Source organism: Tatumella morbirosei, from assembly GCF_000757425.2.
GTDB lineage: Bacteria > Pseudomonadota > Gammaproteobacteria > Enterobacterales > Enterobacteriaceae > Tatumella > Tatumella morbirosei.
Genome location: NZ_JPKR02000001.1, coordinates 26,015 through 48,381 on the forward strand (window position 1 = coordinate 26,015; position 22,367 = coordinate 48,381).

Here is a 22,367-nt window from a genome sequence, read left to right on the forward strand (position 1 = left end):
GCTTAACAGAAACATAAAACGGCGGGTAATCAGATTTTCTTATAGCACACCGGATATGGGGCGCACTTATTTGGTGCTCCATTTTGGTACCCGGAGCACTTTTTTGGTGCGAAATATCGGCTGGGAATCAAAAATCTTCCGGCGGGGAGTGTGGTGGAGTGCGGGCGACATTCATCATCATGGCCAGCAAGGCGTAATAACCATTAATCCCGGTTAAATCGATCACTGCGGTTTCACCAAACTGGCGGATAACCTGTTGCCATATCTCGTCACTGACCTGCTTTTGCTGGTGCAGTTGCTGGCAGAAATAATAAACCAGCCATTCGTCCTGTTTTAGCGAATTTTCCTGCGGTTGTTGCTGCTGGCGAATCGCAAGAATTGCCTGTTCTGAAATACCTTGCTGACGGGCAATGGGCGCATGGATTTCCCATTCCACTGGCTGGTTCCAGTAACGGGCGGTCAGAAGAATGGCCAGTTCTGACAGACGAAGACCTATTGCACTGCGGTAGCGCAGATATTCGCCCATTCGCTGAGCATGTGACATCAGCTCAGGGCTGCGGAGCAGAACCTGAAAAGGGGGTAATAACCCGCCGCGTGGCCCCTTAATTACCTCTTCGGCCAGCACCCGTTGCTCCTCACTCCACTGTTCCTGTGAGAGTGGCGGTAAACGGTTATTGTCGGTCATGAATCAGACTCCTGCTGCCCGATGGGTTTCCTGCTGTATCACCTGCTTCAGGGTCTCCACCACAAAATCCAGCTGCTGTTCTGTCACGATAAATGGGGGAGCGATCAGGATATGATCTCCCTGCTGACCATCGATAGTGCCGCCCATAGGGTAGACCATCAGTCCTTTTTCCAGACAAGCACGTTTAATTGACGCGTGCAGTTTCAGGGCCGGATCAAAAGCGGCCTTAGTCTGCTTATCTCTGACCAGTTCAACACCGGCAAACAGTCCGCGTCCGCGGGTGTTACCGACAAATTCCAGTCCGGCTAACTCTTTTTCTAATTTTTGGAGTAAATAATTTCCCTGCTGTTGCACCTGACTTAACAAATTGTCCCGCTCTATTACCTGCTGTACCGCCAGCGCAGCCGCGGCCGCAGTAGGGTGACAGATGTAGGTATGACCGTGCTGGAATAAGCCGCTGCCGCGCCGAAGCGGCTCGATGACTTTATCGCTGACCAATACGGCACCAATCGGCTGATAACCGCCGCCCAGGCCTTTAGCAATGGTCACGATATCCGGAACCACATCATCCTGCTCAAAGGAGTGAAGCGTTCCGGTACGACCCATTCCACACATCACTTCATCAGCGATGTACAACAGGCCATATTGGTCACACAGTTTCCTGACTCCGGAAAAATAACCCCGGGTCGGAGGTACGGCACCGGTAGTGGCTCCGCTAACGGTTTCGGCGACAAAACCGATAATTTTATCCGCACCGGTTTCCAGAATGGTCTGCTCGAGTTCGTTCAGCAACCGCTGCGTATATTGTTGTTCTGTTTCATCCGGGCGCTGATCACGGTAAGCATTACAGGCAGATACCCGTGCGACATCCATCAGCAATGGCGCAAATTGTTTACGGCGCCATTCGTTCCCCCCGACCGCCAGTGCACCCAGGGTATTGCCGTGATAGCTCTGACGACGGCCAATAAAGGTGGTTTTCTGTGGCTGTCCGGTTTCCACGCAGTACTGACGCGCCAGCTTCAGGGCTGTTTCTACCGCTTCTGACCCCCCGGAGACAAAATAGACCGAATTTAGGGAACCAGGGGCGGTCCGCACCAGTTGATCCGCCAGGCTCTCTGCGGCTTCGCTGGTAAAGAACCCGGTATGCGCATAAGCCAGGGTATCAATCTGGCGATGCATAGCCGCCAGAATATCCGGGTGAGCATGGCCCAGGCAGGAGACAGCAGCACCGCCACTGGCATCCAGATAACGTTTTCCGGAAATATCGGTGATATAAGCACCTTGCGCCGCAACGGCAACCGGTGGGGTAAAACTCAGACTGCGGTGAATAATATGGCTCATGATAATCCCGACACTGAGGTAGCAGGGGAAAACCCCCGATAAAGGCTATATTCTCAGATTCAAATGAATCATTCAATCTAATAATGATTCATATGCATCATTGATGGGCGACAGTAATACCTCAAAAAGGCCGGTAAGGAATGTATTCTGTCAGCAGAATGTCAGCTACGGGGGAGGGCTATTTTCCGGGCAGTATGTAGGCGCCGGAATTAATCAGATAGCGTTCTGCACTCTCAATCCGGCGGATGGCGTCTTCACCATGCTTTGCCACCAGCGTCGCCATCAGGCACTCAGCAATCCCCATTCCGGACACCACCGAAGGAAAAAATGACGGGCTGTGGGTGGAAAAAAGCAGACTGCAACGCGCTGCCTGAGCCAGCGGTGAAACCGGCGAATCAGTCACCGCAATCACGGTGGCCCTGGCAGCCTCGGCGTAGGCAATAATCTGCAGGGTTTCCCGTGAATAGGGCGCGAATCCGACAATAACCAGCACATCACCGGCGGATATTTCACGGGTAAATATTTCCTGATTATTTGCCAGCCCGTCTATCAACGACACCTGGCGATGAAATAACCGGTAAATATAGTAAATTGACCAGGCCACCGGAAAACTGGCACGAAAACCACAAATATAGATCTGATCGGCCTGATCCAGCAGACTGACCGCCTGTTCCAGCGACTGACGGTTATTTTCGTGGGTCTGCTGCAAATTGGCGGTAAACGTGGTGAACACTTCATCATAGAGTGCCGGATGTTGCTGCTTATCCTGCAAACCACTGGCCCGGGAAGCATAGCTGTCACCGGCCAGCCCCAGAGAGCGGATCATCGCGTCTTTCAGGTCCCCCCAGCCGGAAAACCCCAGACGTTTGGCCAGACGCAGCAAGGTCGCGGGTTTGACTCCGGCATTTGAGGCAAAAGCCCGCATCGACAAAACGACCAGTTCATTATTATGCTCCAGTACAAATTCAGCCGCTTTCTGTAATTCCGGCGTCAGCTCAGGGTAATGGTCAACAATAATTTTGCGCGGGTCCATATCGGGCTTTCCTTTTGGGTCATTAGCTTAAGGCTGATAATACCTTGCGAAACACCTTTTGTATAAACAGGATCCGCGACCATGTTTTTACCCGGTTACCGGCCATATCACAAAGTCACAGGCAAAAAAAAGCCGGGACAGACCCGGCTTGTTGAGCAGATTAATTCCCGAATATTACAGGGCAGCGATAACTGCCTGCTGGTCATTAATCTTCACTTTGGCCTGTTGCAGTTCGGCCAGACGCTCACGTTCTTTTTCCACCACCGCAGCAGGGGCACGGGCGACAAAACCTTCGTTGGACAACTTAGCGTCGAGTTTTTCTATCTCGACATCCACCTTGGTCAGCTCTTTTGCCAGACGCTCCAGTTCAGCGTCTTTGTCTACCAGACCCGCCATCGGAATCAGCAACTCCGCACCGTCCACCAGTTTGGTGACAGAGACCGGTCCTTTATCGTCGGCAGCCAGCAGAGTCAGACTCTCCAGACGGGCCAGACGCTGCAGGAAGTTACGGTTAGCTTCAACACGACGAACCACTTCCGGGGTGGCGCCACGCAGTAACAGTGCCAGTGGCTTGCTGAGTGCAATACCCATTTCGGCACGGATATTACGTACCGCCACAATCGCCTGCTTAATCCATTCAATATCTGCCAGCGCTGCGGCATCTTCTTTCGCGGCATCGTAGGCAGGGAAGGGTTGCAGCATAATGGTATCGTCACTGTTCCCGGTCAGTACTTTCACCCGTTGCCAGATGGTTTCGGTAATAAACGGAATAATTGGATGCGCAAGACGCAGCAATGCTTCCAGTACTGTTACCAGGGTATGCCGGGTACCGCGCAGTTCAGCTTCGCTACCGTTGTTCATTACCGGTTTAGTCAGTTCCAGGTACCAGTCACAGAATTGGTTCCAGGTAAAGTCATACAGCAGACCGGCGGCGATATCGAAACGATAGGTATCCAGCGCTTCACGATAGGCTTTCACGGTGTTGTTGAATTCGGTCAGGATCCAGCGATCGGCTAGCGATAGCACTTTCTCTCCGCCGTTAAAGCCACAATCCTGCTCTTCGGTATTCATCAACACGAACCGGCTGGCATTCCACAGCTTATTACAGAAGTTGCGGTAACCTTCCAGACGTTTCATATCCCAGTTGATATCACGACCGGTAGAGGCCAGTGCCGCCAGGGTAAAGCGCAGCGCATCGGTACCTGAGGGTTCAATACCGTTCGGGAACTGTTTCTCCGTACGCTTACGGATTTTTTCCGCCAGCTGTGGCTGCATCATATTACCGGTACGTTTTTCCAGCAGCTCTTCCAGCGAAATCCCGTCCACCATATCCAGCGGATCGATCACGTTACCTTTCGACTTGGACATCTTCTGCCCTTCGTCATCACGGATAAGTCCGGTCATATAGACGGTTTTGAAAGGAACCTGTGGTTTCCCGTTCTCATCTTTCATAAAGTGCATGGTCAGCATGATCATGCGGGCAATCCAGAAGAAGATAATATCGAAACCACTCACCACCACGCTGGTCGGGTGGAAGGTGCGTAAGGCTTCGGTATTTTCCGGCCAGCCGAGGGTAGAGAAGGTCCACAGCCCGGAAGAGAACCAGGTATCCAGAACGTCTTCGTCCTGGCGCAGGGCAACATCATCACCCAGGTTATTTTCGGCGCGAACTTCGGCTTCGCTGCGGCCGACAAACACATTACCGTGATCATCGTACCATGCAGGAATACGGTGCCCCCACCACAGCTGACGGGAAATACACCAGTCCTGAATATCACGCATCCAGGAGAAGTACATATTTTCGTACTGTTTCGGAACAAACTGGATGTCACCGTTTTCTACGGCTTCGACCGCGACTTTAGCCAGTGGGGCAGTACGCACATACCACTGGTCAGTCAGCATCGGTTCGATAACCACGCCGCCACGATCGCCATAAGGCACGGTCAGGTCATGAGGCTTAATCTCTTCCAGTAATCCGGCAGCATCTACCGCGGCCACAATCGCTTTACGTGCGGCAAAACGCTCCAGTCCGGCGAATTCGGCCGGAATGGTGGCATCGTAGACGTTGCTTTCTTCACCGTTGGTATCATACACCTGGGCCAGTTGGCGGATATCGCCATCAAAGGTCAGGATATTGATCATCGGCAACTGATGACGACGTCCGACTTCGTAGTCATTAAAATCGTGGGCCGGGGTGATTTTTACACAACCGGTCCCTTTTTCCATATCGGCGTGTTCATCGCCAACAATCGGAATACGGCGGTTGATCAGCGGTAACACCAGGTAGTGACCGATCAGATCTTTATAGCGAGGATCTTCCGGGTTTACCGCTACGCCGGTATCACCCAGCAGGGTTTCCGGACGGGTGGTGGCGACCACCAGGTAATCTTTACCTTCAGCCGTTTTGGCACCATCGGCCAGTGGATAGCGGATATGCCACATCGAACCTTTCGATTCGCGGTTTTCCACTTCCAGATCTGAAATTGCAGTCCGCAGTTTCGGATCCCAGTTAACCAGACGTTTGCCACGATAAATCAGGTTTTCTTTGTGCAGCCGGACGAAGACTTCTTTTACGGCATTAGAGAGGCCTTCATCCATGGTGAAACGTTCACGTTCCCAGTCCACGGAGTTGCCCAGCCGACGCATCTGGCGGGTGATGGTGCCACCGGATTCGCCTTTCCATTGCCAGATTTTGTCGATAAACGCATCACGACCATAGTCCTGGCGGGTCTTACCTTCTTCCGCAGCAATTTTACGTTCAACCACCATCTGGGTTGCGATACCGGCATGGTCAGTCCCTGCCTGCCACAGGGTATTTTTACCCTGCATACGCTGGTAACGGATCATGGTATCCATGATGGTCTGCTGGAATGCATGTCCCATGTGCAGGCTGCCGGTGACATTCGGCGGCGGTATCATGATGCAATAGCTTTCCTGACGGGTATCGCCATTCGGTTTGAAATAGCCTTGCTTTTCCCAGTGCTCGTAAAGCGGCTGTTCTATCTCTTGCGGATTATATGTTTTTTCCATGTCTGCTATGTCGTTGATGGCGCGGGGTGCGTTGCCGTATTCAATTGGAAACCGACGCTGCGATACGCTTTATAACGTTCACGCGCCAGCTGCTTCAAAGATTCTTCATCAGGAACAAAGTCTATCACTTCATGGAAAGCGGTAGCAAAATCTGCGAACCACGGCAACAGACTGATCAGTAAATCGCGGGATGCACTGCCACGTTTTTCCGGCCAGGCCAGCTCGACCGGCGCTCCGTAGCGTGGCCCTTCACCAGCAAGATTATGTGGCACAAACGCCTCAGCAGGGCGCTGCCATAATGCTTCATCCAGCCGGATTGCCTGTTGCTCATTTTCACAGGCGACCAGAATACGCTTACCTTCACGCCAGCGTGCGGCGGCCAGCTCGCAGGCCAGTGCTTCTGTCGCTGACAGAGTCCCCTGTTGTAGATCGGGGCCCGGAAGGTAAAACGTGGCATTTTTCATGCGGTTGCCTGTGTTCCATGAAGTAAAAAGAGTGACCGGAGCCACTCAGTGAATCAGTACTGCCAGCAATCGCGGCAGTTAACAAAACACTCCGCAAAGCGGAGTGTCGGCGACGGGCCGGTTATTCGTCAGTCCCCAGTCCGGCACGGTTCAGCAGGAACTGTGACAGTAACGGTACCGGACGTCCGGTCGCGCCTTTGGCTTTACCTGAACGCCAGGCGGTGCCGGCAATGTCCAGATGGGCCCAGTTAAATTTACGGGCAAACCGGGCCAGATAACAGCCGGCAGTAATGGCGCCACCAGGGCGGCCACCAATGTTGGCCATATCAGCAAAGTTGGATTCCAGCTGCTCCTGGTACTCATCCGCCATTGGCAGACGCCATGCACGGTCACCGGACTGCTCCGATGCACTGATCAGTTCATGGGCCAGTGGGTTATGGTTGGAAAGCAGTCCACTGATATGGTGACCCAGAGCAATCACACAGGCACCGGTCAGGGTGGCCACGTCAATCACGACATCCGGATCGAAACGCTCAACATAAGTCAGTGCATCACACAGTACCAGACGTCCTTCGGCGTCAGTATTCAGAACCTCTACGGTCTGACCCGACATGGTGGTCAGGATATCGCCGGGACGCATAGCGCGACCATCAGGCATATTTTCACAGCCAGCCAGAATGCCCACCACATTCAGTGGCAGCTTCAGTTCGGCCACCATGCGCATGACTCCGTAAACTGTCGCGGCGCCGCACATATCATACTTCATTTCGTCCATCGCTTCAGCCGGCTTCAGCGAAATGCCGCCAGCATCAAAGGTCAGACCCTTACCGACCAGCACAATCGGCCGGGCATCGGCATCCGGATGGCCTTTATATTCAATTACTGACATCAGCGATTCATTCTGCGAACCGGCACCCACCGCCAGGTAGGCATTCATGCCCAGCTCTTTCATCTGCTGCTCACCAATCACCCGGGTGGTGATGTTCTGGCTGTAGGCATCGGCCAGCTGGCGGGCCTGAGAAGCCAGATAAGCCGGATTACAGATATTCGGTGGCATATTGCTGAGATCTTTGGCAGCTTTCACACCGGCGGACACTGCCAGCCCGTGCTGAATAGCACGTTCACCACTGGTCAGTTCACGGCGGGTGGGTACGTTAAACACCATTTTACGTAACGGACGGCGCGGTTCAGCTTTATTGCTTTTCAGCTGGTCGAAGCTGTACAGCGATTCTTTGGCCGTCTCGACAGCCTGGCGCACTTTCCAGTAGTTATTGCGGCTTTTAACATGCAATTCGGTCAGGAAACAGACGGCTTCCATTGAACCGGTGTCGTTCAGGGTATTGATGGTTTTCTGGATAATTTGCTTGTACTGACGTTCGTCCAGTTCACGCTCTTTACCACAACCAATCAGCAGAATACGCTCAGAGAGAATGTTCGGCACATGGTGCAGTAACAGGGTCTGGCCCACTTTTCCTTCCAGTTCACCACGGCGCAGCAAAGCACTGATGTAACCGTCGCTGATCTTGTCGAGTTGTTCGGCTATAGGCGACAAACGACGAGGTTCAAACACGCCGACAACAATACAGGCACTGCGTTGTTTTTCCGGGCTACCGCTTTTTACACTGAACTCCATGTATTCTCCTGAATCTTAAAGACAACAGCGTTGGCTATCGCTAGAATGTACAACTCTTATTCTTATTATGAAACAGTTGTACCATGACAAACACCATATCGGCGTCATAATAAGTTAAGATCCTGAGGTCTGATACCTCAGTATCCTGAGAAGGTGGTCATACAATTTTAGCCATGATGGCAGCCATTGATGAATAAAAATGGCTCATAAGCGTTGAAACTATCGACTTTCCTGCAAAAAGACAAGTTTTCACAGGCGTATTTAGCGTGATTATCATTAGATATCTGGTTCGGGAGACGCTCAAAAGTCAATTCGCCATTCTGTTTGTCCTGCTACTGATCTTCTTTTGTCAGAAGCTGGTCAGGATCCTCGGAGCGGCGGTAGACGGCGACATCCCGACAAATTTAGTTCTGACCCTGCTGGGGTTAGGTGTACCAGAAATGGCAGAGCTGATTCTGCCATTAAGCCTGTTTCTGGCGATCCTGATGACGCTGGGCAGGCTGTATACAGAAAGTGAAATCACCGTGATGCATGCCTGTGGTCTGGGTAAAAGCGTACTGGTGAAAGCGGCATTACTGTTAATGCTGTTAACAGCGGTACTGGCGGCAGTCAATGTGACCTGGCTGGGGCCATGGTCTGCCCGCTATCAGAATCAGGTGACCCAGAATGCCAGGGCGAACCCCGGGGCTGCGGCCCTGGCGGCCGGACAGTTCCGTACCTCCAGTGACGGGAATTCGGTGCTGTTTATCGAAAATGTCAAAGGCAACCAGTTTGGTAACGTCTTCCTGGCGCAGCTGCGGCCTAAAGGAAATGCCAGGCCTTCGGTAGTGCTGGCAGATCATGGTCATATGGAACAACATCCAGACGGCTCGCAGACCGTAGTGCTGGATAAAGGTACCCGTTTCGAAGGTACGGCGATGTTGCGTGATTTCCGTATCACCGACTTCACCCAATACCAGGCGATCATGGGTTATAAAGAAGCGACTCTTGACCCGAATGACACCGACCAGGCAACGTTCAGTACCTTGTGGCATAACTCTACCGCGCCTTTCCGTGCTGAGCTTAACTGGCGGCTGACCCTGGTATTCTCGGTACTGGTAATGGCACTGATGGTGGTTCCGCTCAGCGTGGTTAACCCACGTCAGGGGCGGGTACTGTCCATGCTGCCGGCCATGCTGTTGTATCTGATCTTTTTCCTGGTTCAGAGTTCGTTCCGTTCGAATGCCAGTAAAGGCCGTCTGGACCCGACGGTCTGGATGTGGGCGGTGAATGTGGGTTATCTGGTGCTGGCCATTGTCCTGAACCTGTGGGATACCTTACCGATGCGTCGCTTCCGTGCACGATTCAGCCGTAGTGGAGGGGTCTGATGTTTGGCGTTCTGGACCGTTATATCGGCAAAACCATCTTTAATACCATCATGGCGACATTGTTCATGTTGGTGTCCCTGTCGGGGATTATCAAGTTTGTCGAGCAGTTAAGGAAAACCGGCCAGGGGGCTTATACCGCTCTTGATGCCGGTTATTTTACTCTGCTGAGTGTCCCTTCCGACCTGGAGCTATTTTTTCCGATGGCTGCCCTGTTAGGGGCGTTATTGGGGCTGGGGAATCTCGCCCAGCGCAGTGAACTGGTGGTGATGCAGGCGGCCGGTTTTACACGCTTGCAGATTGCGCTGTCGGTGATGAAAACGGCGATTCCGCTGGTATTACTCTCGATGGCGATTGGGGAATTTGTTGCGCCACAGGGTGACCAGATGGCACACAACTACCGCGCACAACAGATGCTCGGCGGGTCGTTACTCTCTACCCAGGGCGGTTTGTGGGCCAAAGACGGGAATAACTTCATCTTCATTGAACACATTCAGAGCCAGAACCAACTGAAGGGCGTCAGTATCTACCAGTTTAACGACCAGCGCCGGCTGGTGGATGTTCGTTTTGCCGCCACGGCTGACTGGGATAGTAAACAACATGAGTGGAATCTGGTGCAGGTGGATGAGTCTGACCTCAGCAATCCTCAGCAAATCACCGGTTCACAAAGTGTGGGTGGCGTCTGGAAAACCAGCCTGACCCCGGAAAAACTGAATGTGGTGGCACTGGACCCTGATTCTCTATCGATCCGCGGTCTGGATGATTACATTAAATACCTGAAACAGAGTGGTCAGAAGGCGGGTCGTTACCAGCTAAATCTGTGGAGTAAGGTGGTTCAGCCGTTATCGGTCGCGGTGATGATGCTGATGGCCCTGTCATTTATCTTTGGTCCGCTGCGTAGTGTTTCTATGGGAATGCGGGTGGTGACAGGGATTAGCTTTGGTTTCTTATTCTATGTACTGGACCAAATCTTTGGACCGCTCAGCCTGGTGTATGGGCTGCCGCCATTCCTTGGGGCTGTGCTGCCGAGTGCGGCATTCTTCTTTATCAGTTTCTACCTGCTGATTAAACGCCGCTGACCCGTCAGCGACAGTAAAAAGGGTTCACCTGACAGTGAACCCTTTTTTAACGCCTAAAGATTAGAAACTGACTTCCAGACCCCCCAGTATATTCCAGTCATCAATCCCTTCTTTTTCCAGCCGTTTCTGGTATTGCAGCCGGGTCGTCAGGCGAGTCTGCGGCGTCAGGGACAACGCTGCATCGGTTTTTAACTGCACACTGTCACCACCACGTCCGGCATTGAAACGAGAAGCTGTCTGACCGTCACCGACAATAAGCTGTGGTGCCTTGCCCGGACGGTGCGTCACCCGGACATCCGCACCCAGGACCAGGGCCCCCAGATCTAACTGGTAGTTGACGCCGGTACTGATATCAGGCGCGTACTGCATCCGGTAACTTACCTGAGCCTGATCTTCATCGGTAAACGCATCGATATTCTGGTATTGCCAGCGTATGCCCAGCAGGGGTGAGATGCTGTGGGCCCCAAACTGCCAGCGTTTTCCTGCGTCCAGCCCGGCAAGCCAGCTGCCTGCTTTGGGCCTGGCGACCTGGCCGCGCAAGTCCGTGGAGATATCGCCACGGAACCTTGTATAAGCTACCGGGCTTTCCAGCCACCATCCCTCAGGATGCAGCCAGCGTAACAGGGCATGCACACCCAGCGTATTAAAATTACTATGGCTGAAACCATCAGCGGCGGAAGGTTTTACTGAAAGTGAGCCTTTACTCACTGCCAGGCCGGCACTGAGCACCTGTTGATCCGCAACAGAGAACTGCCAGCGGCTGCCCAGCATCCAGCCATTGGATTTACTGGTAAAGTTGTAGCCATAGTCTGAAAAGCCACCCGCAGAGTGATAGCGGTCTTCGCTGTGATAGCCGTAAACAAACATACCGCGACCCGGGTCCCGGACACTGTCACTGAACATGTCCTGCAGGCTGTCACTGAAATTACGGAAAGCCGCGGGCAGAGAAACGTAAGAAGCCACCTGAGGGGTGGTTGCCGGGCGTACCGGCAGCGGTGAGGGGACCGGCGACGGCACAGGGTCCGGCACCGGAGTGGGTGACGGAGAAGGCGAGGGTGACGGAGAAGGTGATGGCTCGGGTGAAGGTGCAGGATCAACCGCCGGCTCAGTATTTCCGTCACTATTCAGTAAGATATTCTGTAAGCGGTAATCCCAGTACTGATTACCCTCTCCGGTAAGTAAGCGTTCACCTGAGGCCGATTTTCCGGGGGCAAAAGCATACAGATCATAAGCCCAGGCACCCCGGGCAACATAACCACCCGCCAGTTTCACACTGTTGGCGGTCGATGAGCCGCCGACCTGAACCAGCGAGATACCTTCATTGTTATCGGCATGATTATTGTTGTTGGTATCACTGTTCTGCCAGCTACTTTGTGAGTAAACACTCACCATCAGCGGGGAGTCGTCGGCAGTGACTAAATCACCATCAATCAGCAGCCGGTCAGTGGCATCCTTTGTAAAGGCGGAGTTCAGGATTAACTGGTTATCCCGCCCGGCGACCAGCCTGCCTATCTTCATTACCGACCATTCATTGTCTGACTGACGATACTTACCCGGACTAAAAGTCGCTTCCGATAAGCTGGTCACCTCACCGAAAGATCCTGCTCCTGAGAGGGTAGTATCACTACCCATGCGCACTGGCCCGGAGACGGTAGAGCGGACTTCCAGATCCCCTTCTCCAAAGTCAATTCCCCCGGTATTGGTCACGTCACCCGTCAGTGTCAGACGTCCGTCACCAGATTTGTGCAATATGCCCTGGCCGCTGATAGAGGCATTGATTTGTGAAGACATTTCCCCCTGGGTACTGATCCGTTGGCTGATATCCGCCAACATATATGAATATTCGGATAACTGCAGGCTGCCATTCAGAGTGGTTCGTGATTGCATCTGCAGGAAGCCTTCAGTGAGCACGATGTCGGAATTCAGGGTGGCATGTTCTGCCAGTATCAGCGTAGCCCCGTTGTTGGTTCTGATGGTTTCAGCCGTATAGGTTTTTTCCTGCCAGTCATTGGCGTACACAACACCGCCAGCATGTAACACCTGCTCGCCACCCAGCGATAACGTTCCCGTATCGGCTGTCAGTTGTGCCAGATAAGCACCGCCGCTCAGCGTCCAGTTACCCTCGGTGGTCACATTCAGTTTTCCGGTGGCCTGAGCATCACCCAGGTTGCCGGCAAACGACTGGTTTTTCCCGTCCAGTATCAGTTCAGAAACCTGACCGGCATTGTTATTTAATAACCGGGCGCCGCTATCATTGTGCTTAATCTCACTAAAGCTGAGCGACTGGCCGTTCATATCCAGTGTTCCGCCACGGTAGCCAAACTGAATATTCTCAGTGCTGACCTGATCGGCACTGTTCAGAATGACTGTCGGGCGACCGCTGACCAGGGTGACAGAGGAAAAGGCCTGTTTCTTACCGTCGGCATCTGCCTGCTGATCGAGGATCACCGTACCATCACCGGTATTCAGTGCTCCCTGGTTTTCACCGCTGGCATGGACCCACAATGTTCCCGCCCCGATTTTATGCAGAGTATCTCCGGCCTGGCCGTTGACCTGCCAGTCAACCGTCGCGTTTTCGTCCACTTCAACTCCGCCGCCGACCCAGTGCGCACTGTCGGCATCTTTGCCGGTCACTTGATAATCTGCGGAGAACTGTAATTTTGCCGCACCGTGGTTTACGGCCTGCTGCAACACAATGGTGCCGCCGTCACCGTTAAACCGCAGGTCTTTACTGGCATCCAGTTGCGCGTTACTGGCTTGTGATGGCAGCAGGGTATCAACGCCGTGCCATTGCCACTGCTGGTTGCCCTGAGTAATCTGGTCTGCACTCCACAGAATGTCACCCTGTGATTTTTGGTCCGTGACGGCCGGGTCGGTATTATTTTGCTGAACCGCAGCAATCAGTTCTTCCTGGATGAACTGAACATAGGCCCGCATATTATAAGGAGGATTTCCGGCCGTCGCGCTTGAGACTCCGGCCAGTTTCCAGGTCTTTTCCAGACTGTCATACACGTAGACCGGACTGCCACTGTCACCCGGGCGCAGAGCGGAATCTAATGGCTGAACCCGCGGGTCATCCGGAGCATAGTTATACCAGCGAAAACGCCATGCTTCGAAGGTCGGTTTAGTGATGGTTCCCCCGCTTTTCCATTGGTAAGCACCGGCCAGCCAGACAGGGGTCTGGGTTTCAGCATCAACCTGATACTGATAGCCAGAGCCAACCCGCGCATACCATTGATAACGGTCAGTATTACTGGCCAGGTCACTCCCCCTGACCCAGGTGAGTGGCACGGCTTCGGTGACCACTTTATTCAGCCGGGGAACATGAAAATCCCTGGTCTGGGAGTCATTGCGGTTAATTAATTTATAGGTGGTTTTAAATTTCGCGTTATTACCAAAATCAACTTCTTTATAGCCGCCATTATGTTCCACACTGACAATATAAGAGGGACCGATAACGGTGGCGTATCCTTCAGTATTCACGGCCGAGAAATCGGGCATTGGATATTGCAGTATTCCGGCGACGCTGCCATCTTTTTTTAACACACTGATATTTTCGCGACCCGGGCGATATTTCCCCAGATTCTCTGCAAAATCACGGTATTCCTGGACGGGGACATCTTCGCGCATAATTCCGGCATTGCCGGTGGCAGGTAGCATTGAAGCTGAACACAACAATGTCAAAGAGAGTCGTTTCACAACTGATATCCTTATCATTGGGGTAGAGGTCATCCTGACCTCGCGGATTTATAACGGATAATGCAAAAATAGTCCAGCGACTACGATCACGAAAAAATAATATTATATCGGGAGTTAATAATATCATTTTTATTAATCATTTATTTATCGGATATTTTTCTCTGATCACCGGCGTCGGTTATTTTTATTATCCTGGCAGCCACTGGCGGAAATATTGAATAAACAACGGCAGTTGTGAGACCCCAAACAGTAATAATCCGAGTATGCCGCCGACCAGCGTGCCGTTAATCCGGATAAACTGTAAATCACGCCCAATATTTTGCTCAATCTGTGCCGACAACTGGCGGTTATCCCAGCTCTTTATGGTATCGCTGATGTGCCGGGTCAGGAACCGGGCAAACTCAGGCCCGGCCTGCAATGCCGCCTGTTCCAGATGCTGATTTAGCGAGGCCCGCAGCTGTGGATCATTTTGCAGTGCTTTGCCGGCCCATTGTGTGGCCTGGCTAATTTGTCTGGCAGTGGCGGAATCCTCGCGTTGCATATCTTCCGTCAGCCAGCGACGTAAATCATCCCACAGTCCGACGGTGTACTGACTGAAGGTCTCGTCCTCTTTCAGCCAGGTTTTTAGCTGCTCTGCACGGCGCTGCATTTGCGGGTCGTTTTTCAGGGCATCAATAAAGCGGTTCACACTGCGGTTAACCCCGTCCCGTAGCTGGTGATGCTGATCCTGTGCCACATCCAGCAACAAAGCATCGACCATGGAGGTGACTTTATCGGCGCCTTTTTCCCCCAGCCATTCCACCGAGACCAGTCGTGCCATCGTCGGGTACTCCTGGCGGAACCAGCGGCTGATCTGCCCGGCAATAAACTGCCGCGACTCAGGATTATCCAGCACCCGCACCACCTGCTCAATCAGTGCATCCAGCAACGCCTGATGGCGGTTCTCGCGGGTCATACTTTCCAGCAACAGCACCGCAGTATGCCGGAAATCGACACTATCGATAGCCCGCAGGATCCCCTGGCGCAGAAAGCGCCGGATATGCTGGTCGTTACCGGCATTCAGGAAACCGGCAATCAGCTGACACGTCAGGCGGCTTAACCGTCCGGCATTGTCGGGAATGACTAACCAGCCCGCCAGTTTTTCTGCCGGTGCCTGGCGTCGCAACAGGGCAATCATACTGTCGGTACTGAGAAATTTCTCCTCGACAAAGCGCCCGAGATTATCGGCAATCCGCTGTTTATTGCGCGGAATAATCGCGGTATGCCGGCCGATCAGCGGCAGAGGAATACGGTGGAACAGGGCACTGACGGCAAACCAGTCTGCCAGTGCACCGACCATCGAAGCTTCAGCCACCGATTTAATCGCCTGTACCACCAGGCTCTGCGGCAGAAACAGCGTGCTAATGAAGACGATACTGGCAATGATTAACAGGCATAACGCCAGCCGTTTGGTTTTCTTTAAGCCGGAAGTTTTATCCATAGAAAGGCCCGGAAAATCATAAAGTGAAGCCATTCACTGGCGGTTATTGTTTTTTAGCATAGCAATCAACGGGCTGGTTTACCGGGAAAATAGGTGATTCAGCCGCCGGTGACGTCAGAGTCGGCGGAAAATTGTTCATGCTGCTGCTGCAACTGATCAGTGATAAAGCCGAGAAACAGTTTAAGTGCGGCAGACTGCTGACGTCCGGGCAACAGATGGATCTGCAGTGTACGCTGGGTCAGCGCATTAATCGCCAGGCTACGGACCGCCAGTGGGTGTCCGGCCGGGTGATACAGCAGGGAATAACGACTGCACAGAGTGACGGTCAGTGGATTCAGGGTTAAGAAGTGGTACAGCGAGCCAAAATTATTGCAGGTGATGGTGGGTTCGATAAATACCCCGTTCATCTGACAGGACAAATCAAATAACTGGCGCACGGTAGTACTCTGATCTGGCAGCGCCACCGGATAGCTGCTGAGGTCCTGTAACTGAAACGCCTTACCAGCCAGCGGATGGCTGGCAGACATCACCACCAGTATCGGGGCGGGCCAGCTACCGGCCACCTGTACCCCGCGTTCGGCGTGCAGACAGAACTGCAACGCCAGGTCGCACTCACCACGATGCAGGCTCTCGGCCACCTGGCGGGTATTTCCCACCTGCAAATGAAAGCTCACCGAAGGATATTGCTGTCGAAACTGAGAACAGAGGGCCGGTAACAGATGCCATGCCAGCCCGTCGGTACAGACAATGCGGATTGCGGTACGGCGGATGGCGGTCAGACCTTTAATCTCCGACAGGGTGCTGTCCATTTCCCGCATGCTCTGACGTATCCGGTGTTCAAACATCCGCCCGGCATCGGTCAGAACCATCCCCCGGGCATGACGTTCAAATAACGTCACGCCGGTATCCTGTTCCAGTCGCTGAATTTGTCGGCTGATGGCGGAGGTCGCGACAAATAATTGCTGGCTGGCGGCGGTCAGCGAACCGCAGTCAGCGACCGCCAGGAAATAACGGATTTCGGTACTTAGCATGCGGTTGCCTCATCACGGTGCGTGCTGCCTTTTTGTGCAGTCAAACGTTGCTTTCAAAGCAAAGCTTGTTTGATATTTTGATAATTGTGGCAAAGCAGAAGAGTAGCTTAGATTGACGGTATAACAAAATAAACAAACGATACCGGACAGACAAATGACAGCAGAAAAAGTAATGGCCGCCGCAGCGGCCTGGTTTGACAGCGGGGAGTTTAAAACCACTCTGGCGCGACGCGTCGCTATCCATTCCGAAAGCCAGCGGGACGACCGTGATGAAGAGATCCGCCGCTATCTGAACGAGGAAATCTCCCCGGCCATGACCGCCATGGGCTTTACTCTGACAGAACTGGTCAACCCGGCGGCACCATTGCGCCCGATGCTGCTGGCCACCCGCATTGAAGATCCGGCACTGCCGACGGTACTGTGTTACGGACACGGCGATGTGGTGTTTGGTGATGATGACAACTGGCGCCAGGGGCTGAATCCGTGGCAACTGACCGAAGAGGGCGACCGCTGGTACGGACGTGGCAGCGCCGATAACAAAGGTCAGCATTCGGTGAATATCGCCGCGCTGGAGCAAATTTTTGCCGCCCGCCACGGCAGTCTGGGATTTAACTGCAAATTCCTGTTTGAGATGGGGGAAGAGATCAGTTCCCCGGGGCTGGCAGAGATTTGCCGGCAACACCAGGCATTGCTGGCGGCAGATGTCTTTATCGCCTCTGACGGACCACGCTTGTCGGCCGAACGTCCGACGCTGTTTCTGGGGTCACGCGGGGCGGTCAATGTGCGCCTGACCATCAATGCCCGTGAGCGCGATTACCATTCCGGTAACTGGGGCGGTCTGCTGACAAATCCGGCCATCCGGCTGACAAATGCCCTGTCGACGCTGGTGAATCAGCATGGACAGTTGCAGGTCAGTGCCCTGAAACCGCCGGAGATTTCTGCGCAGGTGCGGGAAATTCTCAGTGATATTCAGTTGCAACCGGTTGACGGTGATCCGCAGATCGATGAGCAGTGGGGAGAGGCCGGCCTGACGCCAGTAGAACGGCTGTATGGCTGGAATACCCTGGAAATTTTGGCGATGGTCAGCGGCAATCCGCAACGACCGATGAACGCCATTCCCGGCAGTGCCACCGCGGTGTGTCAGCTACGGTTTGTGGTGGGGACTGACTGGGAAAATATCGACACACATCTGAGCGCCTACCTGGCCGCACAGGGATTCGCGGATGTGCAGGTGGAACTGCTACGTGGTTCCCCGGCGACCCGGCTGGATCCCCGTTCGCCGCTGGTCGGTTGGGCGTTGGATTCGCTGCAACAGAGCAGCGGTAAAAAACCGGCGCTGCTGCCGAACCTGGGCGGCTCGCTACCTAATGATGTGTTTGCCAATATTCTGCAACTGCCGACTCTGTGGGTTCCGCACTCTTATCCGGCCTGCGGACAACACGCGGCGGATGAACATATGCTGAAATCGATAGCCCGTGAAGGACTGCTGATGATGACGCATCTGTTATGGGATTTCGGTGAGCAGGGGACTCAACTGATTGCCAGCCAGCAGGCTTACCGTCAGACTCAGGAGCCGCATTCATGAGTGGCGCGATGGCCCGGCCAGCACCGAATCTGTATAAAACCCTGTTCTCGACCTGTGTCGGCAATGCTCTGGAATGGTTCGATATTGCGGTGTATGCCTTTTTTGCCCGCTACATTGCCCATGAGTTTTTCCCTACCGAGGATCCTTCTGTCTCACTGCTGCTGACCTTCGGCAGCTTCGGGGTGTCGTTCCTGATCCGCCCGTTAGGCGCTATCGTACTCGGCAGCTATGCCGACCGGCATGGCCGTAAGAACGCGCTGCTGCTGTCGATAGCGCTGATGACTCTCGGCTGCGCGATGATTGTCTTTATGCCGGGTTATGCCACCCTCGGTCTGGCTGCCCCGGTATTGATCCTGCTGGCCAGGCTGATTCAGGGCTTTTCGGCCGGTGGTGAGTTTGGCAGTTCGACGGCTTTTCTGGTGGAGCATTTCCCTCAACGTAAAGCCTTTATTGCCAGTTGGCAGTTTGCCACCCAGGGGGCCAGCACCTTACTGGCCTCGGCGTTCGGGCTTGGTCTGACCCAGTGGCTGACGGACGCGCAGATTCAGCAATGGGGCTGGCGTATTCCGTTTCTGTTCGGGCTGCTGATAGGCCCGGTAGGGCTGTATATCCGCCGCCATGTCTATGAACCTGAACAGTCGGTACAACAGCGGGCGACACATTCTCCGTTGAAACAGCTGTTTTCCGGCCAGAGCCATCTGTTATTGCTGGCGGTCGGGCTGATGGTGATCTCTACCGGGATTAACTACATGCTGAATTATGTCCCGACCTATGCCACCAAAAACCTGCATCTGGCGGGAAAAACGGCCTTTACCGCCACCCTGCTGGCCGGGGTGATTCTGACGGTTGTGACCCCGCTGGCGGGGCTACTGGCTGAGAAAACCGGCCGCCGGCCGCTGATGTGGACAGCTCTGGTATTGCTGCTGGTGACGATTTATCCGGCGTTTCTGCTGGTGGTTCGCCATCCGGATGGCGGTATGCTGATTTTGCTGGTCTGCTGGCTGGCGTTACTAAAATCCTGTTACTTTGCCACGGTGCCGTCGATGATGGCGGATCTGTTTCCGGTCAGCACCCGGGCCAGCGGAATGTCTGTCAGCTACAATATTGCGGTGACGGTATTTGGCGGATTTGCCCCGCTGATTTGTAGCCTGCTGATTACGGCCACCGGAACCCGCCTGGCTCCGGGATATTATCTGATGGCACTGGCAGTGCTGAGTTGTGGGGCGTTGGCGCGAAGTAAACGCTACCAGGCAAACTGATAGCCGCTTACTCTGCGGAGCGATGGCTCCGCAGAGTATCCGAAGTGATTACTTACGTCCGCCAAACAAACTGCCCAGCACGCCGCGCAGAATCTGGTTAGTTACCTGGCGGGTCGCGGTTTTCGCCATGGTCTGCACCACGCCGTCGTGTTTACCGCCACGGGGGCCGGTATATCCAAACAGGATATTTTTCAGACCATCCATCACCGTATTTTCCACGCCACTGTCATTGCCTTTGGCCTGCGGTGCATCCGACTGCTGAGGCGCATTCTGAATCCCTTTCTGCAGCAGTTCATAAGCGGACTCTCTGTCCACCACATCATCGTACTTGCCGTACAGCGCTGAATGGTTAATCAGGCTGTTACGTTCATCACTGTTCAATGGCCCCATCCTGGAACCGGGGGCAATCACCATCGCCCGCTCCACCACTGACGGGCTGCCTTTTTCGTCCAGGAAAGAAATCAGGGCTTCGCCGGTGCCCAGTGACTGGATAGCTTCTTCGGTATTAAACGCCGGATTAGCGCGCATGGTGGTCGCGGCGGCTTTCACCGCTTTCTGATCTTTAGGAGTAAAGGCCCGCAGTGCATGCTGCACGCGGTTACCCAACTGACCCAGCACGGTATCCGGCACATCGGAAGGATTCTGGGTGACAAACCAGACGCCCACCCCTTTGGAGCGGATTAAGCGAATCACCTGCTGAATTTTTTCCAGTAATACGTCAGGAACATCATCAAACAGCAGATGGGCTTCATCGAAGAAAAACACCAGTTTAGGTTTTTCGACATCCCCGACTTCCGGCAACTGCTCATACAGTTCTGACAGCATCCACAGCAGGCTGGTGGCATACAGTTTTGGCATCTGATAAAGCTTTTCGGCGCTCAGGATATTAATGATGCCACGTCCCTGATCGTCGGTACGCATCCAGTCTTTAATATCCAGCATCGGTTCGCCAAAGAAGTATTCGGCTCCCTGTTGTTCCAGTGCCAGCAGACCACGCTGAATCGCCCCGACAGAAGTGGTACTGATATTGCCGTATTCGGTGGTAAACGCCTTCGCGTTATCACCGATATACTGCACCATCGCACGAAGATCTTTGAAATCCAGCAGTAACATGCCCTGATCGTCGGCGATCCGGAAGATTATCTGTAACACCCCGGACTGGATCTCGTTAAGGTTTAACAGCCGTGCCAGCAGCAGCGGGCCGAGATCCGACACGGTAGCCCGCACCGGATGCCCCTTTTCACCGAAAATATCCCACAGCACCACCGGATTATCCTGTGGCTGCCAGTCAGTCACGCCGATTTTTTCCAGCCGCGCCTGCAGTTTCTCTGAGCTTTCGCCGGCTTTGGCAATGCCGCTTAAATCCCCTTTCACATCGGCCATAAACACCGGCACGCCAATGGCCGAGAACGACTCAGCTATTTTTTGGAGTGTGACGGTTTTTCCGGTGCCGGTCGCGCCGGTAATCAGGCCGTGGCGGTTAGACATGGCCGGCAACAGATTCAGGGTCAGTTCCGGGGTTCGGGCAATCAGTAAGGGTGCAGTCATACGGTGTCAGTCTCTGGAAGTTAGCAGTTGTCAGCATCCCGCAACGGGAGCCAGCCTTCAATCGGTATTATCCGCAATCTTTGGCGGTAAGGGGGAGCAGTTCCGCTCCAGCCCCGTGGTTATAATGCAAACTATAGTCAGGGACGGGGAAAAAATATACCCAACATTTTCACACAGATAGTGAGCATTTTGCCGTTAAAAGGCTGCGCCTTGCGCACTACTGCCCGGCATTTTGTGCGCAAAATCCCTTCACTTGTTGGGTAATTATTAATATTGTTATAATTATGCTGTATTGTAAGCGCTATCATTGCGATGTAATCGTTACCACATTCCTGTTTCTACCAGGTAAATAATAAATACACTGTGAGCCAATGAGAGTCGTTAATTATGCTTTTGCAAAAAAACACCACGCGCCGCAAATTCCTGCTCGGTTCGCTGATGGCTTTGCCACTCACCGAACTGGTGCTTAAGGGTTTGACTGCGGCACAGGCAGCGGAAATGGCCGCGCCTGAACTGACCAGCTATAAACCGGTTTTTTTCACCGCTGACGAATGGCAGTTTATTCTGGCCGCCACCGATCGCATTATCCCTGCGGGTGGCCCGGGCAAAGCCCCGGGTGCACTGGAAACTAACGTCCCGATATTTATCGACCAGCAACTCCATGACGAGCAATTCGGTAAAGAAATCTACATGGAAGGGCCATTTAACCCTCATGCCCCTGCCACCATGGGCTATCAGGTGCCACTCTATCCGCAACAGATTTATCAGACCGGCATCCGACTGACTAACCAGTGGAGCCAGCAAAACCTGCAGAAACCTTTCCATCAGCTTTCAGAGGCAGATAAGGACAAGGTGCTGACCGCATTACAGAAAAATACCCTCGATTTCGCAGCTCTGGGTGAAAACACCCTGAAAGGCTCACTGTTTTTCAGCCAGTTGCTGGGAGAAACCAAACACGGTTACCTCGCCGACCCGATGTATGGCGGCAATAAGGGGATGAAAGCGTGGATTGCCATCGGTTTCCCCGGGGCCCGCGCCAGCTACCTGGAATGGGTAAAACAACACAATGTGAAGTATCCCCTCGGGCCGGTCAGCCTGCTGGGTGAGACTGCGTGATTGCCGTTTTTTCTGAATAA

Annotated in this window: 15 protein-coding genes; 5 read left to right on the forward strand and 10 right to left on the reverse strand. The window is 53.5% G+C overall.

Annotation, left to right across the window (positions count from 1 at the left end; translation table 11 throughout):
• Positions 1–127: 127 nt before the first annotated feature.
• The 6 genes from HA49_RS00180 to pepA all read right to left on the reverse strand — a co-directional run bounded on the left by HA49_RS00180 (position 128) and on the right by pepA (position 8,186).
• Complete coding sequence (locus tag HA49_RS00180) at positions 128–685, reverse strand: carboxymuconolactone decarboxylase family protein (RefSeq protein WP_038017014.1); 558 nt, start codon at positions 683–685, stop codon at positions 128–130.
• Positions 686–688: 3 nt separating this feature from the next.
• Entirely contained in the window at positions 689–2,026 is a 1,338-nt protein-coding gene (locus HA49_RS00185) for an aspartate aminotransferase family protein (RefSeq protein ID WP_038017017.1), read from the reverse strand.
• Between the two features lie 178 nt (positions 2,027–2,204).
• On the reverse strand, positions 2,205–3,059 hold the full coding sequence (locus tag HA49_RS00190) for a MurR/RpiR family transcriptional regulator (protein ID WP_038017019.1): 855 nt from the start codon (positions 3,057–3,059) through the stop codon (positions 2,205–2,207).
• A gap of 174 nt (positions 3,060–3,233) precedes the next feature.
• On the reverse strand, positions 3,234–6,089 hold the full coding sequence (locus HA49_RS00195) for a valine--tRNA ligase (protein ID WP_038017021.1): 2,856 nt from the start codon (positions 6,087–6,089) through the stop codon (positions 3,234–3,236).
• A 5-nt stretch (positions 6,090–6,094) separates the two neighbouring features.
• Complete coding sequence (locus tag HA49_RS00200) at positions 6,095–6,553, reverse strand: DNA polymerase III subunit chi (RefSeq protein ID WP_038017023.1); 459 nt, start codon at positions 6,551–6,553, stop codon at positions 6,095–6,097.
• A 121-nt stretch (positions 6,554–6,674) separates the two neighbouring features.
• Entirely contained in the window at positions 6,675–8,186 is a 1,512-nt protein-coding gene (pepA, locus tag HA49_RS00205; protein ID WP_038017025.1) for a leucyl aminopeptidase, read from the reverse strand.
• Positions 8,187–8,452: 266 nt separating this feature from the next.
• On the opposite strand from pepA, the gene lptF reads away from it, so the two are divergent.
• Positions 8,453–9,553 carry an LPS export ABC transporter permease LptF gene (lptF, locus tag HA49_RS00210; RefSeq protein WP_038017028.1) on the forward strand — a complete coding sequence of 367 codons (1,101 nt, stop codon included), beginning with the start codon at positions 8,453–8,455 and terminating at the stop codon, positions 9,551–9,553.
• Positions 9,553–10,629: an LPS export ABC transporter permease LptG gene (lptG, locus tag HA49_RS00215; RefSeq protein WP_038017029.1), complete on the forward strand. Its 1,077-nt coding sequence runs from the start codon at positions 9,553–9,555 to the stop codon at positions 10,627–10,629. The genes lptF and lptG overlap by 1 nt, the downstream gene beginning before the upstream one ends.
• 60 nt (positions 10,630–10,689) lie before the next feature.
• Here the strand turns inward: lptG and HA49_RS00220 are convergent, their stop codons facing one another.
• From HA49_RS00220 to HA49_RS00230, 3 genes are all read right to left on the reverse strand, one after another.
• Positions 10,690–14,328 carry a S6 family peptidase gene (locus HA49_RS00220; RefSeq protein ID WP_169748759.1) on the reverse strand — a complete coding sequence of 1,213 codons (3,639 nt, stop codon included), beginning with the start codon at positions 14,326–14,328 and terminating at the stop codon, positions 10,690–10,692.
• 187 nt (positions 14,329–14,515) lie between these two features.
• Complete coding sequence (locus HA49_RS00225; protein ID WP_038017031.1) at positions 14,516–15,808, reverse strand: DUF445 domain-containing protein; 1,293 nt, start codon at positions 15,806–15,808, stop codon at positions 14,516–14,518.
• 98 nt (positions 15,809–15,906) lie between these two features.
• The gene (locus HA49_RS00230) at positions 15,907–16,839 is read right to left on the reverse strand and encodes a LysR family transcriptional regulator (protein ID WP_038017033.1); all 933 of its coding nucleotides are present in this window, start codon (positions 16,837–16,839) and stop codon (positions 15,907–15,909) included.
• Positions 16,840–16,993: 154 nt separating this feature from the next.
• On the opposite strand from HA49_RS00230, the gene HA49_RS00235 reads away from it, so the two are divergent.
• Entirely contained in the window at positions 16,994–18,424 is a 1,431-nt protein-coding gene (locus HA49_RS00235) for a M20 family metallopeptidase (protein ID WP_038017035.1), read from the forward strand.
• A complete protein-coding gene (locus HA49_RS00240; RefSeq protein WP_038017037.1) occupies positions 18,421–19,683 on the forward strand; it encodes an MFS transporter in 1,263 nt (420 codons plus the stop codon). The genes HA49_RS00235 and HA49_RS00240 overlap by 4 nt, the downstream gene beginning before the upstream one ends.
• Before the next feature lie 48 nt (positions 19,684–19,731).
• Here HA49_RS00240 and HA49_RS00245 read toward each other — a convergent pair whose 3' ends face one another.
• Positions 19,732–21,231 (reverse strand): helicase HerA-like C-terminal domain-containing protein, encoded by a 1,500-nt coding sequence (locus HA49_RS00245; protein WP_038017039.1) that lies wholly within the window; start codon positions 21,229–21,231, stop codon positions 19,732–19,734.
• A 387-nt stretch (positions 21,232–21,618) separates the two neighbouring features.
• Between HA49_RS00245 and HA49_RS00250 the strand changes: the two genes are divergently transcribed.
• Complete coding sequence (locus HA49_RS00250) at positions 21,619–22,347, forward strand: gluconate 2-dehydrogenase subunit 3 family protein (protein WP_038017041.1); 729 nt, start codon at positions 21,619–21,621, stop codon at positions 22,345–22,347.
• Positions 22,348–22,367 lie beyond the last annotated feature (20 nt).

Bases quoted from the DNA above. Each gene is read 5' to 3' on its own strand.
- HA49_RS00245 (WP_038017039.1), bottom strand. From the start codon at position 21,231: ATGACTGCACCCTTACTGATTGCCCGAACCCCGGAACTGACCCTGAAT.
- HA49_RS00230 (WP_038017033.1), bottom strand. From the start codon at position 16,839: ATGCTAAGTACCGAAATCCGTTATTTCCTGGCGGTCGCTGACTGCGGT.
- pepA (WP_038017025.1), bottom strand. From the start codon at position 8,186: ATGGAGTTCAGTGTAAAAAGCGGTAGCCCGGAAAAACAACGCAGTGCC.
- HA49_RS00195 (WP_038017021.1), bottom strand. From the start codon at position 6,089: ATGGAAAAAACATATAATCCGCAAGAGATAGAACAGCCGCTTTACGAG.
- HA49_RS00180 (WP_038017014.1), bottom strand. From the start codon at position 685: ATGACCGACAATAACCGTTTACCGCCACTCTCACAGGAACAGTGGAGT.
- HA49_RS00185 (WP_038017017.1), bottom strand. From the start codon at position 2,026: ATGAGCCATATTATTCACCGCAGTCTGAGTTTTACCCCACCGGTTGCC.
- HA49_RS00235 (WP_038017035.1), top strand. From the start codon at position 16,994: ATGACAGCAGAAAAAGTAATGGCCGCCGCAGCGGCCTGGTTTGACAGC.
- HA49_RS00250 (WP_038017041.1), top strand. From the start codon at position 21,619: ATGCTTTTGCAAAAAAACACCACGCGCCGCAAATTCCTGCTCGGTTCG.
- HA49_RS00200 (WP_038017023.1), bottom strand. From the start codon at position 6,553: ATGAAAAATGCCACGTTTTACCTTCCGGGCCCCGATCTACAACAGGGG.
- lptG (WP_038017029.1), top strand. From the start codon at position 9,553: ATGTTTGGCGTTCTGGACCGTTATATCGGCAAAACCATCTTTAATACC.
- HA49_RS00240 (WP_038017037.1), top strand. From the start codon at position 18,421: ATGAGTGGCGCGATGGCCCGGCCAGCACCGAATCTGTATAAAACCCTG.
- HA49_RS00190 (WP_038017019.1), bottom strand. From the start codon at position 3,059: ATGGACCCGCGCAAAATTATTGTTGACCATTACCCTGAGCTGACGCCG.
- HA49_RS00225 (WP_038017031.1), bottom strand. From the start codon at position 15,808: ATGGATAAAACTTCCGGCTTAAAGAAAACCAAACGGCTGGCGTTATGC.